This is a genomic window from Pontibacter populi (assembly GCF_040278685.1).
In the GTDB taxonomy this organism is placed as follows: Bacteria; Bacteroidota; Bacteroidia; order Cytophagales; family Hymenobacteraceae; genus Pontibacter; species Pontibacter populi.
In genome coordinates this window covers 60,905-81,348 of the sequence record NZ_JBEOKT010000005.1, presented here as the reverse complement: position 1 = coordinate 81,348, position 20,444 = coordinate 60,905, and the positions used below count along the sequence as shown (strand labels likewise).

The 20,444-nt window shown below is 46.7% G+C and carries 17 protein-coding genes; 7 read left to right on the top strand and 10 right to left on the bottom strand.

Annotated features, from left to right (window positions below; genetic code table 11):
* Positions 1-307: 307 nt before the first annotated feature.
* Positions 308-1,978, top strand: coding sequence for an energy-dependent translational throttle protein EttA (gene ettA, locus ABS362_RS06945; RefSeq protein ID WP_350411669.1), 1,671 nt, complete (start codon positions 308-310; stop codon positions 1,976-1,978).
* 467 nt (positions 1,979-2,445) lie between these two features.
* Here ettA and ABS362_RS06940 read toward each other — a convergent pair whose 3' ends face one another.
* Together ABS362_RS06940 and ABS362_RS06935 are read right to left on the bottom strand one after the other, a co-directional pair.
* On the bottom strand, positions 2,446-4,020 hold the full coding sequence (locus tag ABS362_RS06940; protein WP_350411668.1) for a serine hydrolase: 1,575 nt from the start codon (positions 4,018-4,020) through the stop codon (positions 2,446-2,448).
* 832 nt (positions 4,021-4,852) lie between these two features.
* A complete protein-coding gene (locus tag ABS362_RS06935; RefSeq protein WP_350411666.1) occupies positions 4,853-5,824 on the bottom strand; it encodes a zinc dependent phospholipase C family protein in 972 nt (323 codons plus the stop codon).
* A gap of 218 nt (positions 5,825-6,042) precedes the next feature.
* On the opposite strand from ABS362_RS06935, the gene ABS362_RS06930 reads away from it, so the two are divergent.
* Both ABS362_RS06930 and ABS362_RS06925 read left to right on the top strand, forming a co-directional pair.
* Positions 6,043-7,107, top strand: coding sequence for an FUSC family protein (locus tag ABS362_RS06930; protein WP_350411665.1), 1,065 nt, complete (start codon positions 6,043-6,045; stop codon positions 7,105-7,107).
* A gap of 131 nt (positions 7,108-7,238) precedes the next feature.
* Entirely contained in the window at positions 7,239-7,886 is a 648-nt protein-coding gene (locus ABS362_RS06925; RefSeq protein WP_350411664.1) for a hypothetical protein, read from the top strand.
* A gap of 129 nt (positions 7,887-8,015) precedes the next feature.
* On the opposite strand, the gene def is transcribed toward ABS362_RS06925, so the two are convergent.
* The 8 genes from def to ABS362_RS06885 form a co-directional block, all read right to left on the bottom strand.
* Positions 8,016-8,585, bottom strand: a complete 570-nt coding sequence (def, locus tag ABS362_RS06920; RefSeq protein WP_350411663.1) for a peptide deformylase — start codon at positions 8,583-8,585, stop codon at positions 8,016-8,018.
* Complete coding sequence (ruvX, locus tag ABS362_RS06915; RefSeq protein ID WP_350411662.1) at positions 8,582-9,001, bottom strand: Holliday junction resolvase RuvX; 420 nt, start codon at positions 8,999-9,001, stop codon at positions 8,582-8,584. Before ruvX ends, def begins: the two co-directional genes overlap by 4 nt.
* 102 nt (positions 9,002-9,103) lie before the next feature.
* On the bottom strand, positions 9,104-9,598 hold the full coding sequence (locus ABS362_RS06910; protein WP_350411661.1) for a DUF2231 domain-containing protein: 495 nt from the start codon (positions 9,596-9,598) through the stop codon (positions 9,104-9,106).
* 1 nt (position 9,599) lies between these two features.
* Complete coding sequence (locus ABS362_RS06905; RefSeq protein WP_350411660.1) at positions 9,600-9,917, bottom strand: hypothetical protein; 318 nt, start codon at positions 9,915-9,917, stop codon at positions 9,600-9,602.
* 63 nt (positions 9,918-9,980) lie between these two features.
* Positions 9,981-12,407 (bottom strand): TonB-dependent receptor domain-containing protein, encoded by a 2,427-nt coding sequence (locus ABS362_RS06900; RefSeq protein WP_350411659.1) that lies wholly within the window; start codon positions 12,405-12,407, stop codon positions 9,981-9,983.
* Between the two features lies 1 nt (position 12,408).
* Positions 12,409-13,782, bottom strand: coding sequence for an HTTM domain-containing protein (locus tag ABS362_RS06895; protein ID WP_350411657.1), 1,374 nt, complete (start codon positions 13,780-13,782; stop codon positions 12,409-12,411).
* A gap of 12 nt (positions 13,783-13,794) precedes the next feature.
* The gene (locus ABS362_RS06890) at positions 13,795-14,907 is read right to left on the bottom strand and encodes an imelysin family protein (RefSeq protein ID WP_350411656.1); all 1,113 of its coding nucleotides are present in this window, start codon (positions 14,905-14,907) and stop codon (positions 13,795-13,797) included.
* Positions 14,908-15,000: 93 nt separating this feature from the next.
* Positions 15,001-16,098, bottom strand: coding sequence for a DUF4856 domain-containing protein (locus ABS362_RS06885; protein ID WP_350411654.1), 1,098 nt, complete (start codon positions 16,096-16,098; stop codon positions 15,001-15,003).
* Positions 16,099-16,359: 261 nt separating this feature from the next.
* Here ABS362_RS06885 and ABS362_RS06880 point away from each other — a divergent pair, with 261 nt between their 5' ends.
* From ABS362_RS06880 to ABS362_RS06865, 4 genes are all read left to right on the top strand, one after another.
* The gene (locus ABS362_RS06880; protein ID WP_350411653.1) at positions 16,360-18,021 is read left to right on the top strand and encodes a S41 family peptidase; all 1,662 of its coding nucleotides are present in this window, start codon (positions 16,360-16,362) and stop codon (positions 18,019-18,021) included.
* 74 nt (positions 18,022-18,095) lie between these two features.
* Entirely contained in the window at positions 18,096-19,298 is a 1,203-nt protein-coding gene (locus ABS362_RS06875; RefSeq protein WP_350411652.1) for a homogentisate 1,2-dioxygenase, read from the top strand.
* A 102-nt stretch (positions 19,299-19,400) separates the two neighbouring features.
* Positions 19,401-19,925, top strand: coding sequence for a hypothetical protein (locus tag ABS362_RS06870; RefSeq protein ID WP_350411651.1), 525 nt, complete (start codon positions 19,401-19,403; stop codon positions 19,923-19,925).
* Positions 19,926-19,939: 14 nt separating this feature from the next.
* On the top strand, positions 19,940-20,317 hold the full coding sequence (locus ABS362_RS06865) for a co-chaperone GroES (protein ID WP_350411650.1): 378 nt from the start codon (positions 19,940-19,942) through the stop codon (positions 20,315-20,317).
* Positions 20,318-20,444 lie beyond the last annotated feature (127 nt).

The following is a 20,444-nucleotide window of genomic DNA, read 5'->3' as shown; positions in this document are numbered from 1 at the left end:
AATAGGGTAAGGGCACTTTTTAAACTAACTTTAGCATACGCAGCTTTACCTTTCGCGTTTAAATGAGCACATCCGTAAAAACGGAAGGACCAAACAGTTTACAGGCAAACTTGTTGCAAAGCAAGTATAAGTATACTAAACCCAACAGTATTTTACAAGTTTAACGATTTCGCGGCAATATACTGAAGGGTAAATGCATGAAATTTTACGATATTTGTAAACAATAACAAACAAAAATGATGGCTAAACACTGTTTGTAAAAGCAGTTTTGCCACTTTTCGGAAGTATAACCTGACAGAGCGATAGCATGAGCAACGAAACGATCATTTTCTCGATGGCTGGGGTAAGCAAAGTTTACCCTCCTCAAAAACAAGTACTTAAAAACATTTACCTGTCTTTTTTCTATGGCGCTAAAATTGGTGTGCTGGGCCTTAACGGTTCCGGTAAATCAAGCTTACTGAAGATAATTGCAGGTGTAGACAAGCAGATACAAGGCGAAGTAGTCTGGAGCCCGGGCTATAGTGTAGGTTACCTGGAGCAGGAGCCGCAGCTTGACCCGACCAAAACCGTGCGCGAAGTAGTAGAAGAAGGCGTAGCTGAAGTGGTGGCTTTGCTGAAGGAATTCGACGAGATCAACATGAAGTTTGGCGAGGAGATGACTGACGATGAGATGAACAAGCTTATCGACCGCCAAGGTGTAGTGCAGGAGAAACTCGACCACCACAACGCATGGGAACTTGATAACCGCCTGGAGCGCGCCATGGATGCCTTGAGAACTCCGCCGGAAGATGCCATTATCGGTAACCTGTCGGGTGGTGAGAAGCGCCGTGTGGCCCTTTGCCGTTTACTACTACAAGAGCCGGATGTTTTATTACTGGATGAGCCTACCAACCACCTGGATGCTGAATCGGTAGACTGGCTGGAGCAGCATTTAAAGCAGTACAAAGGAACCGTAATTGCCGTAACCCACGATAGATACTTCCTGGATAACGTGGCTGGCTGGATTCTGGAACTGGACCGTGGCGAAGGTATTCCGTGGAAAGGTAACTATAGCAGCTGGCTGGAGCAGAAATCTAACCGCCTGGCTAAAGAAGAGAAGACCGAAAGCAAGCGCCAGAAAACATTACAGCGCGAGCTGGAGTGGGTACGTATGGCCCCGAAAGCGCGTCAGGCCAAATCCAAGGCACGTATCAGCCAGTACGATAAACTTGCCAGCGAAGAGGCCAGCAAGAAAGAAGAGAAACTGGAACTGTTTATACCTGACGGACCACGTTTGGGTAACCAGGTTGTAGAAGCGCACCACGTAAGCAAAGCCTACGGCGACAAACTGCTTTTCGAAGACCTGAACTTTGCGCTGCCACAGGGTGGTATAGTTGGTATCATCGGTCCGAACGGTGCCGGTAAAACAACCTTATTTAAGCTTATAACAGGCCAGGAGAAACCGGATGCCGGCGAGTTTATAGTTGGCTCAACGGTGCAGATATCGTATGTAGACCAGGAGCACGCGCAACTGGATGGTACTAAATCTGTTTTTGAAGTGATATCGGGTGGTACGGAACATATGATGATGGCCGGACGCCAGATCGTTTCCCGTGCCTATGTTAGCAAATTCAACTTCTCGGGCGGCGACCAGGAGAAGAAAGTAGACAAGCTGTCGGGTGGTGAGCGTAACCGCGTGCACCTGGCCATGACTCTGAAAGAAGGCGGTAACTTACTGCTACTCGATGAGCCAACCAACGACCTGGACGTGAACGCAATCCGGGCGCTGGAAGATGCCCTGGAGAACTTTGCAGGTTGTGCCGTTATTATCTCTCACGACCGTTGGTTCCTGGATAGAATCTGTACGCACATCCTGGCATTTGAAGGTGAGTCGCAGGTATATTGGTTTGAGGGTAACTATAGCGAATACGAAGAGAACAAGAAGAAGCGCATGGGCGATGTAGAGCCGAAGCGTATCCGTTATAAGAAGCTGGTTTAAGCTTATTATAAATCATTTTTAAAAGCCCGCTGCAACACTTGCAGCGGGCTTTTTATTTTTGCATAATCCTGAACGTTAACCTGAACTGTCATTTACTGATCATCCCTGCCAGATTATGAAAAGAGATACATTTTAGGATGATTTTAATTGCACTATATTAATTAAAATTTGATTGATTTTTAGTTCTTTTATCTTGTGTTAACAAATTGATAACAAGGCTCGTAGCAAGTAATATAAAGACAGCCAAAGGGATAAATCAGTGTTTAACGATTAAAGGTTGTTTATTATGAAAAATGTTTACCACAACGATGAAGAATTAGCTTACTGGATCATTGCTGGATATTTTGCTGCCGTTGGTGTAATTGCCATGCTGGTATCTTAAGTTAATTTACTTATTCCTTTTCAGGAAATACAAAAGCCGCACCCGTAAGTGCGGCTTTTGCATGTTTAAAACTATAGTTCTAAGCCTATTTTACACGCTCAAAATCAAGCTCATCAAAATGGAAATCAGGGTTGTCGGAATCCAGGCGCATCTGGCTTATAGTTCCGTCTTCGCCTACCAGGAAGCGTACGCGTGTTGGCGTTAACAGGGCAAAATCGTTTTTCCAGTCCAGGTCAAAAATATCGTGCTGCCAGTGGTTCAAAGTTCCGCCTAATGCCTGTGCCGGTACCAATTGTATCTCTAGTTTTCCGTCTTTTAAAGTAACCGTAGCGTTTCCGTATAGTTGGCTATGGTAGGTGCCCGTATAAGCACTCAGTTCCATAGTTGGTTTTGTCTTGCGCTTCTTCTTTTCTTTAGGGGCTTTTGCCTGTGCCTCAGCCTGCTCTTTTTTAGCTTTGGCCATCATATTCAATAAAAACTGGCTCCAATCGCGGCCATTCTGCACACCAAAAAACTGGTCTAATGTATAGTTTGCCAACGGCGTCATAATGCTGCTCATACTGTTGGTCAGGATCACGATGCCCAGGTTTTCTTCCGGAGCAAGTACGGTCCTGCTGTTCATGCCTTCGTGCCCACCGCCATGGTAAACCAGTTTACGACCTTCGTAGTCGCTCACAAACCAACCCAGGCCTGTCGCATTAAAGTGTGTAGATGGTGTAAACTCTTCCGCACCTTTCGATACCGGTATAGCATTATGGGCTTGCCACATGTGGCGACTCGCATTCTCAGAGAAGATCTGCTTGCCTTTGTAAGCGCCACGGTTTAGTTGAAGGCGCATCCACTGGGCTTGTTGGGTAACGCTGGTAAAAATGCCAGCAGCAGGGTTCCAGTTGTCCCAGGCGGTAAGGGTAGTGGCTACAGGTTTATCATCTTTATCAAAACCATGTGGCGAGGCTACGTTCTGCAAACCTTTAAGTGCATTAACAGAAGTATAAGAGCGGGTCATGCCCAGCGGCTGGAAAAAGGTTTCCTTTATATAGTTTTCCCAGGTCTTGCCAGTCACGTTTTCGATCACTTCGCCGGCCGTAATAAACATCAGGTTAGAGTAACCATAACCATCCCGGAAGTCATAAGCCGGCTCCAGGTACTGCATTCTTCGGATAATTTCTTCGCGGCTATAGTTGGTGTTGTACCAAAGCAGATCGCCGCCAAACGTCTTTAATCCGGCGCGGTGGCTCAGAAGGTCTTCGATTGTCAGGTTTTCGGTAACGTAAGGCGAGTACATTTTCAGGTAAGGGATGTACTTATTTACCCTGTCTGTCCACTTTATTTTACCGGCATCTACTAAAGTAGCAAGAGCAGCAGATGTATACGCCTTGGAGTTTGACGCGATGCCGAATAGCGTATTGGCATCTACCTGTCCGCCGGTTTTGTTGTTTAGTACGCCATAACCCTTGGCAAAAATAACCGAGTCATCTTTTACGATCGCGATAGCCATGCCCGGCACATCCCAGTCTTTTAAAGCTTTCTGGTAATAGGCATCGAGTTTGGCTATAGTTGCGTTTGTGTTGGTTTTCTGGGCGAAAACAGGCTGCAACAACAGGCAAAAAACAAGGCACAGCCATACATAGCTGAAGCGGGGAGTATAGTTTATGTTCATGAAGAATGATGTTTTAAGGTGCAGCAAGATAGGGATTTTTGCAGTTGCAGGAAAATGAGGGTTAGAAGTGGGGTTTTAAGCAAAGTTCAGAACCTTTGATCGTGTTCTGGTTTCACTTTGTCATTTCGAGCATTCTCGAGACGAGAGTCGAAGAGAGCCAGCGTAGCTGTGAGGAATCTTATTTGTCCTTTAGTTTGCGAAGTTTCTAACTTGAACAAAGCTATCCTTTCAAATCAACTCCAATCCTGGGAGCTTTACTTGCCTATAGTTTCATCTTTAGCTTTGGTGCCCTCACGGCCGGGAGGCCCCGTCTTCGGGCATCGCGCTGCTGCTTTCTTGCTACCCTCGCTCTGCTCGGGTTGCCTAAAGGCACCGCAACAAATCAAAGGCGCTCAACCCAAAGACTGTGATCTTTCTCATAGCAACCACCTGTCTATAGTTATAACCGGTAAGCTTCGACTTTTATCAGCAATTTAATTCTGTAGAGACAGGTCGCGACCTGTCCGCCCGTGGTCTGAAACTATAGAACTATAATGCTAACTATAGCAACAACAGAAAGTCCCCCTTTGAAGGGGGCGAAGGGGGATGTTAAACTGTACCAGATCTCTCACGCTGTATGAAAAGACAAAGTAAAAAGCAGAAAGTGCCCCGCCTTAGACTACCGAGAAGAGATTTCGAAGGTAGCGAGCGTAGCTCTGAGGGGCCGGAGGTGGTTGGATAACAGTAGCTACAGAACTATAACCCAGACACTAGCAGGAACTGCGCACACTGCTAGGTCAAGAAATCCTGTTAATCCATTAATCCTGTAAATCCTGATTCAGACAAGATTAACCTAATTCCCTTCCTCCCTGGGTTTATGCGGACCGGTCTCATATTCCTTTTTCTCCATTTCCAGGCGATGCAACTCGTCTGGAGTTAAAGAGGTGGCGAGTGTCCCTAAATTGGGCTGGCCGGCATCTACCCAGGCGGTATACCAATAACTGGCAACAGCTTGTATGGCTAAGCGCATTTGCCGCTCTACCTGCCCGTTTAGTTTCTTGCTGTAAGCCTCCGAAAATTCGCGGGAATACACACGGGTTGTCAGGTTATTGCGGAGCTCGAAACCGTACTTCTTTTCTTCATCGAAATCTATAGTTAGCTGCCTTTCAAAATGTAAGACTGAATCAAGGGCAGTATTAGCACTGGCAACCAGGTCCCATGCCCGGAGCTGCGGTTGCTCAATGTACAGGGCAGGCCCTACAAAAAAGTCATAGTTATCAGAAAATAGCTCCGGCAGCCGTGACTCCCAGAAAGCATGGATTCCGCGCTGACCGGTAAGTTGCCCGTTATAGTTGCTGGTAGTGTGCAACGGCACGCAGGCATCGGCAATGTAATGGCCCAGGTCAGCTGACACCCTGAGGATCTTATCCAGGTTACGCTCCTTAAAAGCCTGTGTAAGCTGGTACTTCATAAAGTTGATATGCCAGGGCACAATGCCATACGCCATCAAAGTATCCTCCGAAAGTTGCTCCACAGCAGGTTGCCAGTAACGCGGCAGTTTATACAGAGCGCTGTCACCGTACATGTCCAGGTCAATGTAGTGGCGCGGGGCTTCGCCTTCTACAGCATAGCGCCGTTTGTCGGGGTTAACGGCATTCTCGGTAATGTAACGGATGTGCTTTTTATAGAATCCCACCATTTCGGGAGGCAAGGCAAATACCGCCAGCCGGTTTATGCGTTGGTGCGCATAGAAGCCCCAACTATAGCCATGCAAAGGCAACAGCAAAACAAGCAGGAAAAGTATAGTTATTATAGTTCGGGCCATACCTGCCATGTACGGAACATACCTGTAAGTTGATTTTGGAACGGCCTTATACTTTTGAGAGCTATAGTTTAATGCCAGTCATCGCATACAAATCCGGACTTACCATTCGCTGTAGTATTAGAAGAGCTTAAATTCAATTTATGATTTTAGTCATCTCAGGTGAAGAACTTAACCTATACCTTTGAAACCAGTTAAATAATGAGTTGACACTAAGCGGTATGCCACAAATAGTAAAGCAACTTCTTGAATTTAAACCAACAGACCGTAAGTGGCATTTGCCGGTTCTGGCAGGGCTCTGTGTGGGCATTCCGGTTTTGGGTGGCTACTTTACAGGTAACCTGCAGGATGGCAAACTGGCTTCGATGGCTGCACTGGTTATTCTGTACATTCAATCCCAGAGTATAGCCCGCCGGATGATCGTGCTGATGGCAAGCTCGTTCGGAATTATGGTGTCGTATGCGGTGGGGGCTTTGTTCGGTTTTAACCCGGTGGTGGCATCTCTGGTGCTTGGTCTGTATGCTTTTACGGTGCACCTGGTGCTCTATTACCTTAAAATGGTGCGCCCGCCTGGCAACTTCTTTTTTATCATGATAGCGTCGGTAGCCATCTCCATGCCGCACAACCTCGAAACAGTGCCGCATAACATAGGGCTTGTGGGCATCGGAACCATGATCTCGTGCCTGTTAGGGTTAGTTTATAGTTTGGTAACCTTAAGAAATACCCGCTCTGCAGATGAAGTTATAACCGTTACTAAGAACCCGTATGTCAATTTTGTGGAGTCGGTTACGTTCGGCTTTTTTGTAGGAGTTTCGTTGCTTATTGCCCATTTACTGGAGTTGGATACGCCTTATTGGGTGCCAACCTCGTGTGCAGCGGTAATGCAGGGAATCAGTGCTACGCATATCTGGCAACGAAGTGCGCAACGTGTGTTGGGTACGTTTATCGGGTTGGTACTGACGTGGTTCATACTACTGCTAAACCCATCTATGCTCATCATCACGTTAGGCATTATCCTGCTACAGATAATTGTGGAGTTTCTGATCGTTCGCAACTATGGCATTGCTGTTATTTTTATCACCATCCTCACCATCTTCCTGGCCGAGACCGGAGCAGCATTAACTATAAACCCAAGTGAATTGATCGAGGCGCGCTTCTTCGATATTTTAACCGGAAGTATAATCGGTGCTATAGGCGGCTGGATACTTTACAACGAAAGGCTTCAATTCCTGGCAACAAGGCAAATCCGCAAAACAAGGATTTCTTTGGTGAGGCGGAAGTTATAGTTTAGGTTACACTTGAAGAGTATAGAAACTATAGTTAGAGGAGAATTACTATATTTGATAAACTGCTACTCCTGCTAGCCGCCGTATTTGGCAGATAGTGGGAGTGGTACTCCTGTTATACAGTAGTTAGCATGAAAATGAACTATAAATTAGATATGAAAACAATCTTTCAAGCCATTCTTGTTGCTGTTGCATTGAGCTCATGCAATGCTGACGTAAAAACAGAAACTCTTAGTAATAGTATTAATCAAACGGCAGTTGATAATTCAGACGCTCAATCCGCCCACTTCGCTCAGACAAAGGGAGAAAGCGAGTCCACGCAACAAAAGAGTAGCAGCCTGATAGGCAAAACCAGTGTTGAAATAGAAAGCATGGGTTGGTTTAGTTGCGCTGGCACTGTAATAGATTCTGAAAAAAGCGAGATTAAGTACGCCGTCTTCCAACTTGCTAAATCACAAAAGGAATGTAGAAACGGCGAAGGCAAGATTCTGCTTGAAAGGTTTGTTAGGAGAAATGGGGACAAAGCTGTGTTTGAAGTCATAGATGAAATCAACATTCAGTCAAACTATCCTGAAAAAGAATACAGCTGGACAACCTGTGAAATAAAAGGGGCTGACGGTGGGCAATTTTATGTGATACATTTTAAAGACCAGCGGCAGGCTGAGCTCACGGAAATCTATGAATTGTGGGCTGTAGACCATATTGCTGGTAAGTTTGTGAAGGTGAAGAGTTCGGAGGGTGTCACTTGCGTAAATCCTGACTACTCTGATGGATTATAAATTCTAATGCTAACCACACCTTTACCATAGCTTCGCCATGGCAAAGCCCAGTCCGTTAAAACCACAAAAACCAAACCGGCCTGCTATAAAACTATAGCAGGCCGGTTTCATTAAATCTAAAATATAAACCTATCGGCGCTTATCGGCAGCCGGGAACTTCATTTTATAGTCGGCGTCTACTTCGCCTTTCGATATTTTGGTCAGCTTATTTTTGATCAGGCGCTTTTTCAGGCCGTTCAGGTGGTCTGTGAACAGGATGCCTTCGATGTGATCGTACTCGTGCTGGATAACGCGGGCAGTCATGCCATCATAGGTATCCGTAAACTCGTTCCATTCTTCATCAAAGTAACGGATAACGATGCGCTCCGGGCGGTAAACGGTTTCGCGCACGCCAGGGATGCTTAAGCAGCCTTCTTCAAAGCCCCACTCGTCACCAGATTCTTCCAGTATTTCCGCATTAATAAAGGCTTTCTTTACACCTTTACCTTCGTCCTCGTCATCCATCATCGGCTCCGAATCTATCACGAACAGGCGAATGGCTTTTCCGATCTGTGGTGCTGCCAGGCCTACGCCATGCGCATGATACATGGTAGTATACATGTCTTCAACCAGTTCTTTCAGGTTCGGGAAATCCTTTGGCAGGTCATCTGCTTCCGTTTTAAGTACAGGGTCGCCGTAGGCTACAATTGGGTAAATCATAATATGTTTTTGCTCTCTAAATACGATTGTAAAATAATGGCGGCGCTTACACGGTCTACGGTGCCTTTGTCCTGGCGGTCTTTCTTTTTAAGCCCACCAGCCAGCATGGCAGCCTGTGCCATTTTAGATGTAAAGCGCTCGTCTATGGTATGTACTGGTATAGCTGGAAACTCTCTTTGCAGAATACGCATAAACCCGACCACATGCTGCGTTGCATCCGAGTCTTCGCCGGAAAGGCGACGCGGCATACCAATAACTATAGCCTCAACAGGTTCGCGCTGCACATACGCCTTCAAAAAAGCCAGCGCATCTTTGGAGTGTACTGTTTCAAGCGGGTTTGCGGCAATCTGCAGCACATCCGTAACGGCTATGCCAACGCGTTTTGTTCCGTAATCAATTGCCAGTATCCTGCCCATAGTTCGCTTTTGCACTACAAAGGTAGGAATTTAATCTCTGAAGGCTAAATTGTTAAATGGCTGTTAGTGTAAGTTTAGAAAAGTAGGTGCCTTTGGCTATAGTTATTCAAATCCGGCACAGTCGGAGGTAGGTATATTTACGCCACCAGCCTGTTGGTATACTACCTGCGCACCCAAATGGCCGGCATAAGTAAGGTAGCCAGAGCCTATCAGCATAAGCACCACTGTAAGTACATGCAGCGCCTTTGGCCATACTTTTATTAACCCAAAGCTAAGCAATAAGTTAAGCGCCGCGGCAGCCGAGAATAGATAAGCAACATTAAAGGCAGCGATCTCATGATCTTTTAGCACGGTCGGGTCGCAGAGTTTGCGCGATACAATGCCGTCGGCCATGTCGCCGGTGTAAATGGCAACCCAGGCAGTAATAAAACCTAGGTAAAGTAAATAGGAGCCAGCCTTTTGCCAGAAAGGTTTCTGATCGCCTTGTACAAATAGTGCTACACTTTTGGCTATAGTTGCCAGCAGTAATATAGCTATCGGAAAATGTACGCTCAGCGGATGCCAGATCTCTGTCCGCCAAAAGGTTGGCTCGCTCATGTTATTCCAGAATTTTTACCGCAACAGGGTCAAGGCGCTGACCTGTTTTCTCAACCTGTACCTCTACTTTACCGCCTTCTTTCAGGTGGTCGAACGGTACAGTCTCGCCGTTGTGTGTCAGTGTGGTAGATTCGGTAAAGTATAACTCCAGCACTTTGCCGTCATCTGTCTTTACATAGATCTCGTCTTTTTCAGGCTCAACTTCCTGTATCGTGCCCTGGTAAGTTCCGGATTCAACAACATCAGTAGATTCCTGGCAGCTGTAAAAGAATGGCGCCGCAGCCACAAGGGCCGGAAGAAGCATTTTCGTGATTTTCATGTTTTATAAGATTAGGTTTTATAAATATAAGCTTTCAGAATTTAGTACTACGTTATTTCTGCCTTAAAGCCTGAACTCCAGGGTAACATAGTAGTTGCGGGCATCGGAAGGTATAATGCCCGGGCCCGGGTAACCGGTAGCGCGGCGTGTAAAGTAGCGGTTATCGGTGAGGTTGTTGATGCCGGACTCCAGGGTAAAGCGCTTGTAACTATAGCTTCCCGATAGGTCCATTACCCAGTAAGCCGGAATTAAACCTACCACTGCCGTTGGTTCCTCAATACTGTTAGGTGCATCGGTATACTGCTCCGATGTATAAGCAAACTGATATGCCAGCTTAAAGTTATTACGCTTAAACGACAAGCCTGCTTTTGTGATAAGTGACGGGGCCATTTCTACTTTTTTGCCATCTACACTGCTCAGGGGGCTGCTGTAAGTAGCATGCACATACGTTATGTTCGAAAAAGCTGTAATACTGGTCGGATGATCTGCTCCATAGTATAATTTCAGCAGGTCTGCTTCGGCAAATGTTTCGAGGCCATAATGGTACGTGTCGCCGGCATTAGTGCGGATACGCTCTATCGCATTATTTTCGTTAGGCCTTTCTATAGTGGTGATACGGTCTTTGTAGGCTATATAGAACAGGCTGGCATCATAGTTCAAAACCCCGCTTATGTTACCCCTGAAACCCAGATCCGAGCTATAGCCGCTCTCATCCTGCATGTTCTGGTCAACTACTTGGTTCGGGTTTATGATGCGCATGTCGTTGAAGTTAATGGCACGGTAATTTTGCGAGAAGTTACCATACACTTCCATCTGTTCGCTCGGCTTGTAGCTCATGCCTAATCCAAGCAAAAATATGTTACGCGAGCTGCTGCGGTCTTCTGGTATAACCTTATCGTAAATTACAGTTCCTGCCTGGTTGCGCCTGATGTCGCGATAACTGCCATCAGCATTGGTGTTTATCCACTCATAGCGCACCCCCGGGGTTAAGCTTAGCTTTGGTGTGATGTTAAAAATGTTCTCGGCAAATAGGGCTATGTTACGGCTCAGGTAATCGTAGCTGGAAGTATTTGGCCCGCCGTTATCAGAGTAAAACCGGAAGTCGGCATCTGCAGCCAGGGAGCCATCGCCTTGCTTCTGGTCTGTAAAGCCACGGTAATAGCGCGTGCCTACCAGCAAAGTAGAAAATGAGTTGCCCAGGTCGTAGCGGTGTATCAGGCGTGTTTCGTTACCAATGTTCCGGAACTTGTCCTGCAGCAAGGTGCGTGGCATGCTAAGGTCATCGGGGCGGTTTATTTTACCCATAAAACCAAGGGCATCGCGCTGCGCCAGTAACCCGAAGTTGCGTACATTCAGTTTGGTGCGTTCCCCGATGCGATAGTCCAGTGTCAGGGCCATCAGGTTCCATTTCACTTTAAACCAGTTGCGGTCGCGCTTGGATTGCTGTGCATCCTGCTCAAACTCAGTGTCCGTCAGGCCGCCCGGCTGCTGCGCCAGGTAATCCATAAACGTGTAATCAAAGCCTATTTCCAGTTTCTGGTTTGGCTTAAAGTGTATTGAGCTGAAGGCGGTATGGGCATCAAAGCCTGAGTTCTCGCGCCAGCCGTCGCCGCGCTTGTACTGGTAAAAACCATAGTAATGAAACTTACCTTTGCTGCCGCCAATACTGTTAAAAGAGTTGAACAAGCCCCACGAGCCTATAGTTTGTCTGGTAGTCAGTTCAAATGGTTTGTCCTCCGGACCTTCTCTCATTACAAAATTTAGCATGCCACCAAATTGGGTACCATATTGCAAAGATGCGGCGCCACGAACTACTTCTATTCTGTCAAGGGCTTCGGTAGGTGGAGTGTAGTAACTTTCCGGGTAGCCCAGGGCGTCAGCACTTATGTCATAACCATTCTGGCGGGTGTTAAAGTTGGAAGTGCGGTTCGGGCTCAGGCCACGACCACCTATTCCTAGCTGCAGGCCGGCGCCGTCGCTTTCCCAGATGTTTAGTCCTGCTACTTTGGCAAACACCTGCCGGCTGTTGTTAGTAGCTTTGTTGGCTGTGATATCGCTGAGTACTACTACCTCGCTCTTTTTTGCCTCGTAAATGGCCGTGCCTTCCACAGAGTTTAAGCGCGTGATACCGAAAGTAGCCTCCCGTTGTGAGGTTACATTTACTTCTTTCAGTTGGCCTTCCATCGGCTTCAGTTCAAAATTAAGTACAGCAGTTCCGTTCTCAACGGTTACCTGTTTTGTAACTGAGCTCAGGCCTTCGGTATAAGCTGTGAGGGTATAGGTGCCGGGGCGTGCAATTTCTATACTATAGTTACCACTTGCATCTGAGATATAAACTTTGCCTTGGTTAACAAGCAATACCTCTGCTTTAGTCACTGGCCGGGATGTGTTTGCATGAGTAACTTTACCTGAAATATAAAGGGATTGAGCCAGTGCCATTTGCAGGCCACAAACTATAAATAAGAGCGTTAACGAAAATCGGTACATCATGTTATTTCTGCCCTACCGCGTGTTGTGGCGGGACAGCTCCATCAAAAGGTAAAATCCAGGTTTTAGGTAAAAAGCTATCTTCTTCGGCAGCCAGGTTTTTGGTCGGGTCTATAAAGAGGCGGCTGTCGCGGCCATTCATCGTTACATACACTTCCGCACGAACTTCGGGTGCAGAAATGCCTTTTTGTTTATAGTCGTCGCGAATGATGTGGGCAAACTGAACGAGCATGTCGGGTTGTGTGGCCACCATTTTTTCCTGGTTTGCGGTCAGGTAATCGCGGTTGTTTATTTCAGATTCTTTTCCGGTGCGCGGGTCACGAACATAAAAGAAGGCTGTGCCGGCTTTCTCCATCAGCATCACGCGCCAAGAGAAACGGTAGCCCTGTTCTGTCCAGAAAAGTTTATCAGGGTATAACATAAAACGCCACGGCACCAGCACCTGCAACACAAAGTAAAAAGCCAGCAAATTTAAGAGTACAGGCTGGGATTTTATAGTTGCTACCCTATAGTTTTGCGGCAGCTGCACACGGGCTATACTTCTGAAGAAGGTAAGTATGCGCTCATGGAAAGCAGGAGAGAAGAAAATCAGCGTACTTACCATCATAATGTATGGGAACATCCCGATCTGGAACAGCATGGCCGTCAGCATATGGAAAACAATAACCTTAGCATAGGCCAGCAGCCTGCTCTTGCGCCAGCTCAAAAAGAATGGAATAGTAAGATCATAAAAAGCGCCAAACCAGCAGAACAGGTAAGCAACCCAAACATAGTCGAATAGTGGGCCGATGATTGGCAGGTGTGTGTGAGCCGGTAGCCAGGCTCGCAGGGGCATGGCTTCCAACAACCAGTCGGGGTTAAGTTTGGCTACTCCGGCGTAAAAGTACACCAACCCCAGTTGCAGCTGAAAGATAAGGATAGTCCAGCGTGGTACATGGCTTACCCATAAGCCGGGTTTTCGTAACACATCCAGCGAAAAATGACGGTGCGCCGGCACCAGTATCATCAGTAAGGCAACTATGCTAACAAAGTAATAATGGTTCAGGTAGTTGGTCTTATCGATAAGCTCCACATAGGTAAAGCTCAGGAAAAACAACACAGCCGCCCAGCGGTAAAACAGCCCCAGCATAATACCAAGTGACGAAAGTGCTATCAGTCCGAACAAAGCATACATCCCGGTCTCACCTAAAGGTTTTACCCACTCAAAACCATAGAACGGGAAGTATACTCTGGGCAGCACATATAGCTCCGTAACCCAGCCCTTCAGCATAAACCGCGCAATACTGGCCAGCATCATTCCGCCGAAAATAATGCGGAACACTGCCAGCGGAGCCGCAGACACAGGAGCAGTAAGGAAAGGCCGGAGCTTTTGCAACATACCTACAGGCTGTTAATCGCCGTCGTTATCGGTGTAAGAAATGGTAACTCCCAGTTTAGATGGCATGTCGGTTTTGGTAAGCACGATCAGTTTCTGCAACTCATCATATAGTTTGTTTACTGCTGCCTGGTTAGTAGTTACGGCCTGATCTATCGGAGCATTTATAGCTTCTGCTGCTGCAATTGCCAGGTTAAACTGCTGCTCTATCGCATCTGACAACAGCATAGCATCCTTTTTGGCATTTACATGGTTCAGGTAATCGTCTAGCCCAATGCCGTTAATGTTATCTGCTGACATTCCCAGGAATAAGGCTTTCTCTGCTCTCAGGTTCTGCAGCAATAACTCCAGCGAGGTGTGGCTATAGTATGCCTCGGCTTCGGTAGGGCGTGCAGTGCCCGCGGTAAACTTGCCAGCCGGTATGCCTACTTTGTAGCGCTTGGTAATATCGATATCAGAATTAAGCTGGTTTACCAGGTTGCCAATGGCACTGCCAACTGCCGTACCCTCTGACTGCTTAAAGGTGGTGCTATAGTTCTGGGTCCAGGCATCGTAAGTGCTCTGCGCTTGCTGCGCTACCAGGTTTGTTATATCCTGAAGGTACTTTTTGCGGTTGGCTGCGGTTGTCGCAGTGGTATACTGCGCTATTACTTCGGCTTGCGTTGCCTGGCCATATAGCAAATAATCCAGTGCCGGGAGTCCTTTCGCTGCCAGGTTAGCTGATGCCTGCAGGTCGTAAGTGCCGGACGATACATTGCTCTCGATCTGGGTAGCGTTTGTTGGGTATACATTCAGGTTGGAGCGCAGCATTTGCTCGTCTGCGGGGCCAAACTCATACATGCTCAGTTCCTGCCAGGTAAGGTAGGCCTGCTGGTACTTCTGGCGTGCAGTAGCTAGCATAGCCTCAGATGGTGAAGCTGCGAAAGCCTCAACCGCAGTTTTTAACTCGGTGGTAGTCTCTGCAAAACGCTGGTAGCCGGGCACGATCAGGTTATCAGCATAGTTGGTGAGCATGGCCTTACGGTCAAAGTCAGAGCCTGTGTTATCGTCTCCGTTATCTGAGCCGCAGCCTGTCAGGCTGGCTATACCGGCCAGCATTGCCAGTACATAAATTCTTACCTTCTTCATAATGTACTTTATATGGTAAAAGCAGCAACTATAACATTATGCAATGCTATAGTTGCTGCTGTATTTAATTAAATATGCTTCTGCCAGCAGTTACTATAGTTGACCTTTAATGGCATCCATGTTATAGGCTGCACTCAGAATGTCGATAGCAGCTACAATGTCAGTGCTTGTCGTGTTGTACAGGTTTGTGCCAATTTTAGCCATTACCTGCTCATATTGTGTATTGTTCAGTTTTCTGTCTGTTTTATACTGCAGGCCCATTATAAAGCCCATAGCTTCAGATAGGTAATGGCTCTTCTTTGCCTGGTCTGCAATGTTGGTTTTGGCTGCATTCAGTTCGTGTATTGCCGATGCAGCAACTAAACGTTCCCACTCATTACGCAGGGTAGCAGCAGCAGCATCTTTACCAGCCATATCTTTTGCCGAGATGGCAGCACGCCCTTTTATAAAGGCATCCATCATGGTCTTGTTGCTGTTAAGGGCCGGGTTTACCTGGTTGCTATAGTTTGCCCAGAATTTAAGGTTCGTTGTATTTGCCGGGAAGTCGATAGGGGCACCGAAGTAACCGAAAGCTTCATCCCAGTGGTGTTCCATTTTAGTACCTTCACCCGGGGTTACCGTTGTGTTGTCTACTGCAGGGCCGATCTTCAAATCAGTCAGGTAACCTTCTACAGCCTGGTTATAGAAAACAGCACCCATCAAACCTTTGGCAATTACCTGTGCATACTCAACACCGTTGGCATCTACTAAGTACTTTTTGTTATCGGCAGTAGTAAGTATACCGGCTGTACCGTTGCTGGCAACAGCACCCGCTGACTGGCTGGCAGTGGCTACGGCATCAAAAAAGCCTTCAAAAGTAGTTTGCGCTGTAGCTATAGTCTTATCTTTCAGTTGCTTTCCGGAAGTGTTCAGGCTGGCATCAGCAAAAGGTGCGTTGGCATTTGCATACATATTGCGCATTACCTGTGCATCTAGTACCTCACCCGTATGGCCTCTTTTTATATAAGCATCCAGTTCACCAAGCATGGCAATACGTGCAGTCTGGCCGCTATAGTTTACATTCTGGAAGTTATAAGTGGTAGGTACATTATAAGAAATGTTGTCGTCACCATCCTCGGAGCAGGAGGTTAGCATAACGCTGGCAGCAACAGCAGCTAGGGCAAAAGTTCTATATTTGAAGAAGTTAAGCATGTGTAAGGTGTGTTTTGTTTATTTAGACTTATTTTAAATAGTGATGCAAAGCTAAAACGCATACGTACATCAGGCAAGAGTTATTTAGAATAATTTTAAATAAGTCTGCAATTAAATGATAACAACAGGTGTAGGAAGGCAGGCGTATGCAACCCTGTTAAATTTGTATTTGTATAGATAAGTAGCCCTTCCGTATATTTAAGAGTAATTGGTATTGCGGCTTAGTTTTTGAGCTGCTACTACACAGACACACAAAGAACTATGAGTAAAATGGAGCACAGCGAAGAAAGGAAGAACATCCGTAATTCGTCTATTCAGATAAAATTGCCACTTTTTATTGCGTTGGCACTAGTGGCAGGCGTACTGATCGGGGCAAATACTTTCTCACCATCCACAAACAACCCGCAGGACACTGCCAAAAGCTACCTGAAGTTCCGCGACATACTAAGTTATATAGACCGCGACTATGTAGATACTGTAGATGTAGAAGCGCTGACAGACCATGCCATTACCGAAATGCTGGAAAAACTGGATCCGCACACGTCTTACATTCCAGCTAAAGATATGGCGATGGCCCGCTCGTACCTGGAAGGCGACTTTGAAGGCATAGGCGTGGAGTTCAATATTTTTAAGGATACTATTTATGTGATAACCCCGCTGAGTGGCGGGCCATCGGAAGCGGCTGGTTTGCTGTCCGGCGATAAGATCATTAAAGTAGATGGCGAAACTGTAGCCGGAACCGGCATTACCAACGAAGGTGTGTTCAAGCGCCTGCGCGGCAAAAAGGGCTCAAAAGTAAATATCAGTGTTATGCGCGGCAGCAACTCTAAGCTACTGCCATTCACTATTCAGCGCGATAAGATACCAACTGTATCGGTTGATGTGAGCTACATGGTTGGTGATAAGACAGGCTACATAAAAGTGAGCCGTTTCTCAGCCAATACCTTTGAGGAATTTAAGCAGGCGCTTATTGGTCTTAAAAAGAAAGGAATGAACCAGCTTATACTGGACCTGCGCGGAAACCCGGGCGGTTACATGGACCACGCTACCCGCATGGCCGACGAGTTTCTGGCTGGCAACAAACTACTGGTTTACACCGATGGCAAAGGCACACGCTACGACTCTAAAAGTTTTGCCCGCACCAAAGGCGATTTCGAGAATGGTGCCCTGATCATTTTGCTGGATGAAGGCAGCGCATCTGCTTCCGAAATTGTGGCAGGCGCCATACAGGACAACGACCGCGGGCTTATAGTTGGTCGCCGGTCGTTTGGGAAAGGCCTGGTGCAAATGCCGATCCCGCTGAACGATGGTTCAGAGCTGCGCTTAACTATATCCAGGTACTACACACCAAGCGGTCGTTCTATTCAGAAATCCTATAAAAACGGTACCGAAGAGTATGCCAAAGACATGCTTAACCGATTGGAAAGCGGCGAGTATTTTCACCCGGACAGCAGTCTGTTTGTAGATTCGCTGAAGTATAAGACCGAAAAAGGCCGTATAGTTTATGGCGGTGGCGGTATTATGCCCGATGTGTTTGTGCCACGCGATACAACCGAATTCTCGGAGTATCTGAGCCAACTATACAACAAGAACGTGATGCGTGAATATGCCCTAGCCTACTATAAGAACAACCAGAAACAGTTGGAGAAAATGAGCTTTGCGCAGTTTAAGAAGTCGTTTGATGTGACGGACAAAATGCTGAAGGATATGGTGGCACTGGCCGGTAAAAGCGATGTAGCATATAATGCCGAGCAGTTTAACCGTTCTAAAAACCTGATCCGCAATAACTTGAAAGCTTTTATTGCACGCAGCGTGTATGGAAATGCTGGTTTCTTTCCGGTGCTGCACGAGTCTGACGAAGAGTTCCAGGCGGCGCTAAAGCAGTTTGGCCGGGCACAGAAACTTGCTAAAGGTGGCGTGTAAAAGTACTGTCGCGGATATTTGTACATTTGTAAAGCTCTCAACTATAAGTTATACCTTAAATAAAGCTATAGCGCATGCCATTTTATTATAAACTGGGAGAGATCCCTCAAAAAAGACACACGCAGTTCCGGCAGCCGGATGGCAGCTTATATGCCGAGCAGCTGGTGGGTACACTGGGTTTCAGTGGCGTTTCGTCGTTGCTGTACCATATAAACCCGCCAACCAAAATAAGCCGCATCGATGAGCCAGTGCCATTTAAGCCGAAAGTTGCCGAAGGTATAAAACTGGCGCCACACCACCTGCGCACGCTAAACCTGGAAGTTACCGGTACCGATTACCTGGATGCACGAAAAACCGTGATGCTCAACAACGATGTGGATATCAGTATCTGCAACCCGAGTGAGCGCGAAATGAACTACTACTATAAAAATGCAGCCAGCGACGAGGTAGTTTTTGTGCACGATGGCAGCGGCGACCTGCTTACCCAGATGGGTCGCATTCCGTTTAAACCCGGCGATTACCTGGTTATTCCGCGCACGGTTATTCATAAATTCCGGTTCGACGAAGGCCAGACAAGATTGCTTATTATTGAAAGCCACAGCCCTGTAGAAACGCCGCGCCGCTACCGTAACCACTTCGGTCAGTTGCTGGAGCACTCGCCGTTCTGTGAGCGCGACATGCGCCCGCCGGTAGAACTGGTAACGGAAACTGAGAAAGGCGAGTACCGTGTGCAGATCAAAAAAGAAGGTTATCTGCACCAGTATTACTATGAGTTCAGCCCGTTTGATGCGGTTGGTTGGGATGGTTACTTTTTCCCGTATGCTTTCTCGATCTATGATTTTGAACCAATAACGGGCCGCGTGCATCAGCCGCCTCCCGTACACCAGACCTTCGAGGCGCATAACTTCGTGATCTGTTCGTTTGTGCCAAGGCTTTTTGATTATCACCCGCTGGCTATACCTGCGCCATACAACCACTCCAACGTAGACTCTGATGAGGTGCTATACTATGTGGAAGGTGATTTTATGAGCCGCAAAGGCGTAGACAGGGCATCGTTTACGGTGCATCCGGGCGGTATTCCGCATGGTCCGCATCCGGGCACAGTAGAGGCAAGTATCGGCAAAAAGGAAACACACGAATATGCTGTGATGATCGATACCTTTAAGCCATTGCACCTGACCGAATACGCCGTAGACCTGATGGATAAAAATTACCCGATGAGCTGGAGCGAAGACCACCCGACCAATGGCCCGCGTGCAGCTGATATGATGGATTAATACAATTATTTTTTATTAAATTTGCGGCAGGTGTAGTTAGCGCAAGCTATTATGCCTGCCGCATTTATATTTCATATTATTTTATTTAAACCTTATTGTCTTATGAAGCGCATATTTTTTGCCCTTGCAGTGCTTTTAACTTTTGCTATAACTGCCTGCGATAAAATTGATGATCTGTTAACTTTTTATATCAACGAAGAGACAACTATAGTTGTAGAATCTAACTTCCCGATAGGCCTGGTAGCTTTTGACCCTGTAACCATACCTACTAACTCTGAAGAAACATTTAAGAACAACAATACACGCGCAGAACTGGTTAAAGATGTAACACTGAACAAGCTGACTTTAAGTATTCCGGAAGAAGAAGGAGCTGACTTTGATTTCCTGAAAAAGATAGAGATATACATAGCAGCAGATGGGCTGGATGAAGTGAAGGTTGCCTACCTGGAGGACGTGCCCATGAATGTGAAAACGCTGAACATGAACCTGACAAACGCCAAGTTGGACGAGTACCTTAAAAAAGACAGCTACACGGTGCGTACCCGTGCAGAACTGCGAAGCTCTGTTGTGAGCGATGTAAATGTTAAGGCTGCTATGCGCTTTAAAGTAACCGCTGATCCTATTTAATGCACGTACTGCCAATGAGAATATCCGAGAAAAATAAGCTGGAGAAGATCATTATAGTAGGAGACCGGGTACTTATTAAGCCAAAATCATCGCGGGAGCAAACCAAGAGCGGTCTGTACCTGCCACCCGGCGTGCAGGAAAAAGAGAAAGTACAGGAAGGCTACATAATGCGCGTTGGCCCCGGCTACCCCATACCTGCCGACTATAGTTTAGATGAAGAAGACTGGGACGAGGACAAGGAAGACGTGCGCTACATACCGTTACAGGCCAAAGAAGGCGACCTGGCCATTTACCTGCAACGCGATGCCATTGAGATAAACTATATGGGCGAAAAATACTTTATAGTTCCGCAGTCGGCAGTGCTGATGCTGGTTCGCGAAGAGGACCTATAGTTTATAGTTACAACCTATCTAAAGCCACGCAGCAATGTGTGGCTTTTTTATTTTATAGTTTATGCCTACCCCAAGCAACTATTTATATGTTTGCTGCATCTTTATCTCATTAAGGTTACAAAGGGCA

Coding starts and splice junctions, on each gene's coding strand:
- def (WP_350411663.1), bottom strand. CDS start 8,585: ATGATTTACCCAATTGTAGCCTACGGCGACCCTGTACTTAAAACGGAA.
- ettA (WP_350411669.1), top strand. CDS start 308: ATGAGCAACGAAACGATCATTTTCTCGATGGCTGGGGTAAGCAAAGTT.
- ABS362_RS06875 (WP_350411652.1), top strand. CDS start 18,096: ATGCCATTTTATTATAAACTGGGAGAGATCCCTCAAAAAAGACACACG.
- ABS362_RS06910 (WP_350411661.1), bottom strand. CDS start 9,598: ATGAGCGAGCCAACCTTTTGGCGGACAGAGATCTGGCATCCGCTGAGC.
- ABS362_RS06885 (WP_350411654.1), bottom strand. CDS start 16,098: ATGCTTAACTTCTTCAAATATAGAACTTTTGCCCTAGCTGCTGTTGCT.
- ABS362_RS06925 (WP_350411664.1), top strand. CDS start 7,239: ATGAAAATGAACTATAAATTAGATATGAAAACAATCTTTCAAGCCATT.
- ABS362_RS06940 (WP_350411668.1), bottom strand. CDS start 4,020: ATGAACATAAACTATACTCCCCGCTTCAGCTATGTATGGCTGTGCCTT.
- ABS362_RS06890 (WP_350411656.1), bottom strand. CDS start 14,907: ATGAAGAAGGTAAGAATTTATGTACTGGCAATGCTGGCCGGTATAGCC.
- ABS362_RS06895 (WP_350411657.1), bottom strand. CDS start 13,782: ATGTTGCAAAAGCTCCGGCCTTTCCTTACTGCTCCTGTGTCTGCGGCT.
- ABS362_RS06930 (WP_350411665.1), top strand. CDS start 6,043: ATGCCACAAATAGTAAAGCAACTTCTTGAATTTAAACCAACAGACCGT.
- ABS362_RS06865 (WP_350411650.1), top strand. CDS start 19,940: ATGAGAATATCCGAGAAAAATAAGCTGGAGAAGATCATTATAGTAGGA.
- ABS362_RS06880 (WP_350411653.1), top strand. CDS start 16,360: ATGAGTAAAATGGAGCACAGCGAAGAAAGGAAGAACATCCGTAATTCG.
- ABS362_RS06905 (WP_350411660.1), bottom strand. CDS start 9,917: ATGAAAATCACGAAAATGCTTCTTCCGGCCCTTGTGGCTGCGGCGCCA.
- ruvX (WP_350411662.1), bottom strand. CDS start 9,001: ATGGGCAGGATACTGGCAATTGATTACGGAACAAAACGCGTTGGCATA.
- ABS362_RS06935 (WP_350411666.1), bottom strand. CDS start 5,824: ATGGCCCGAACTATAATAACTATACTTTTCCTGCTTGTTTTGCTGTTG.
- ABS362_RS06900 (WP_350411659.1), bottom strand. CDS start 12,407: ATGATGTACCGATTTTCGTTAACGCTCTTATTTATAGTTTGTGGCCTG.
- ABS362_RS06870 (WP_350411651.1), top strand. CDS start 19,401: ATGAAGCGCATATTTTTTGCCCTTGCAGTGCTTTTAACTTTTGCTATA.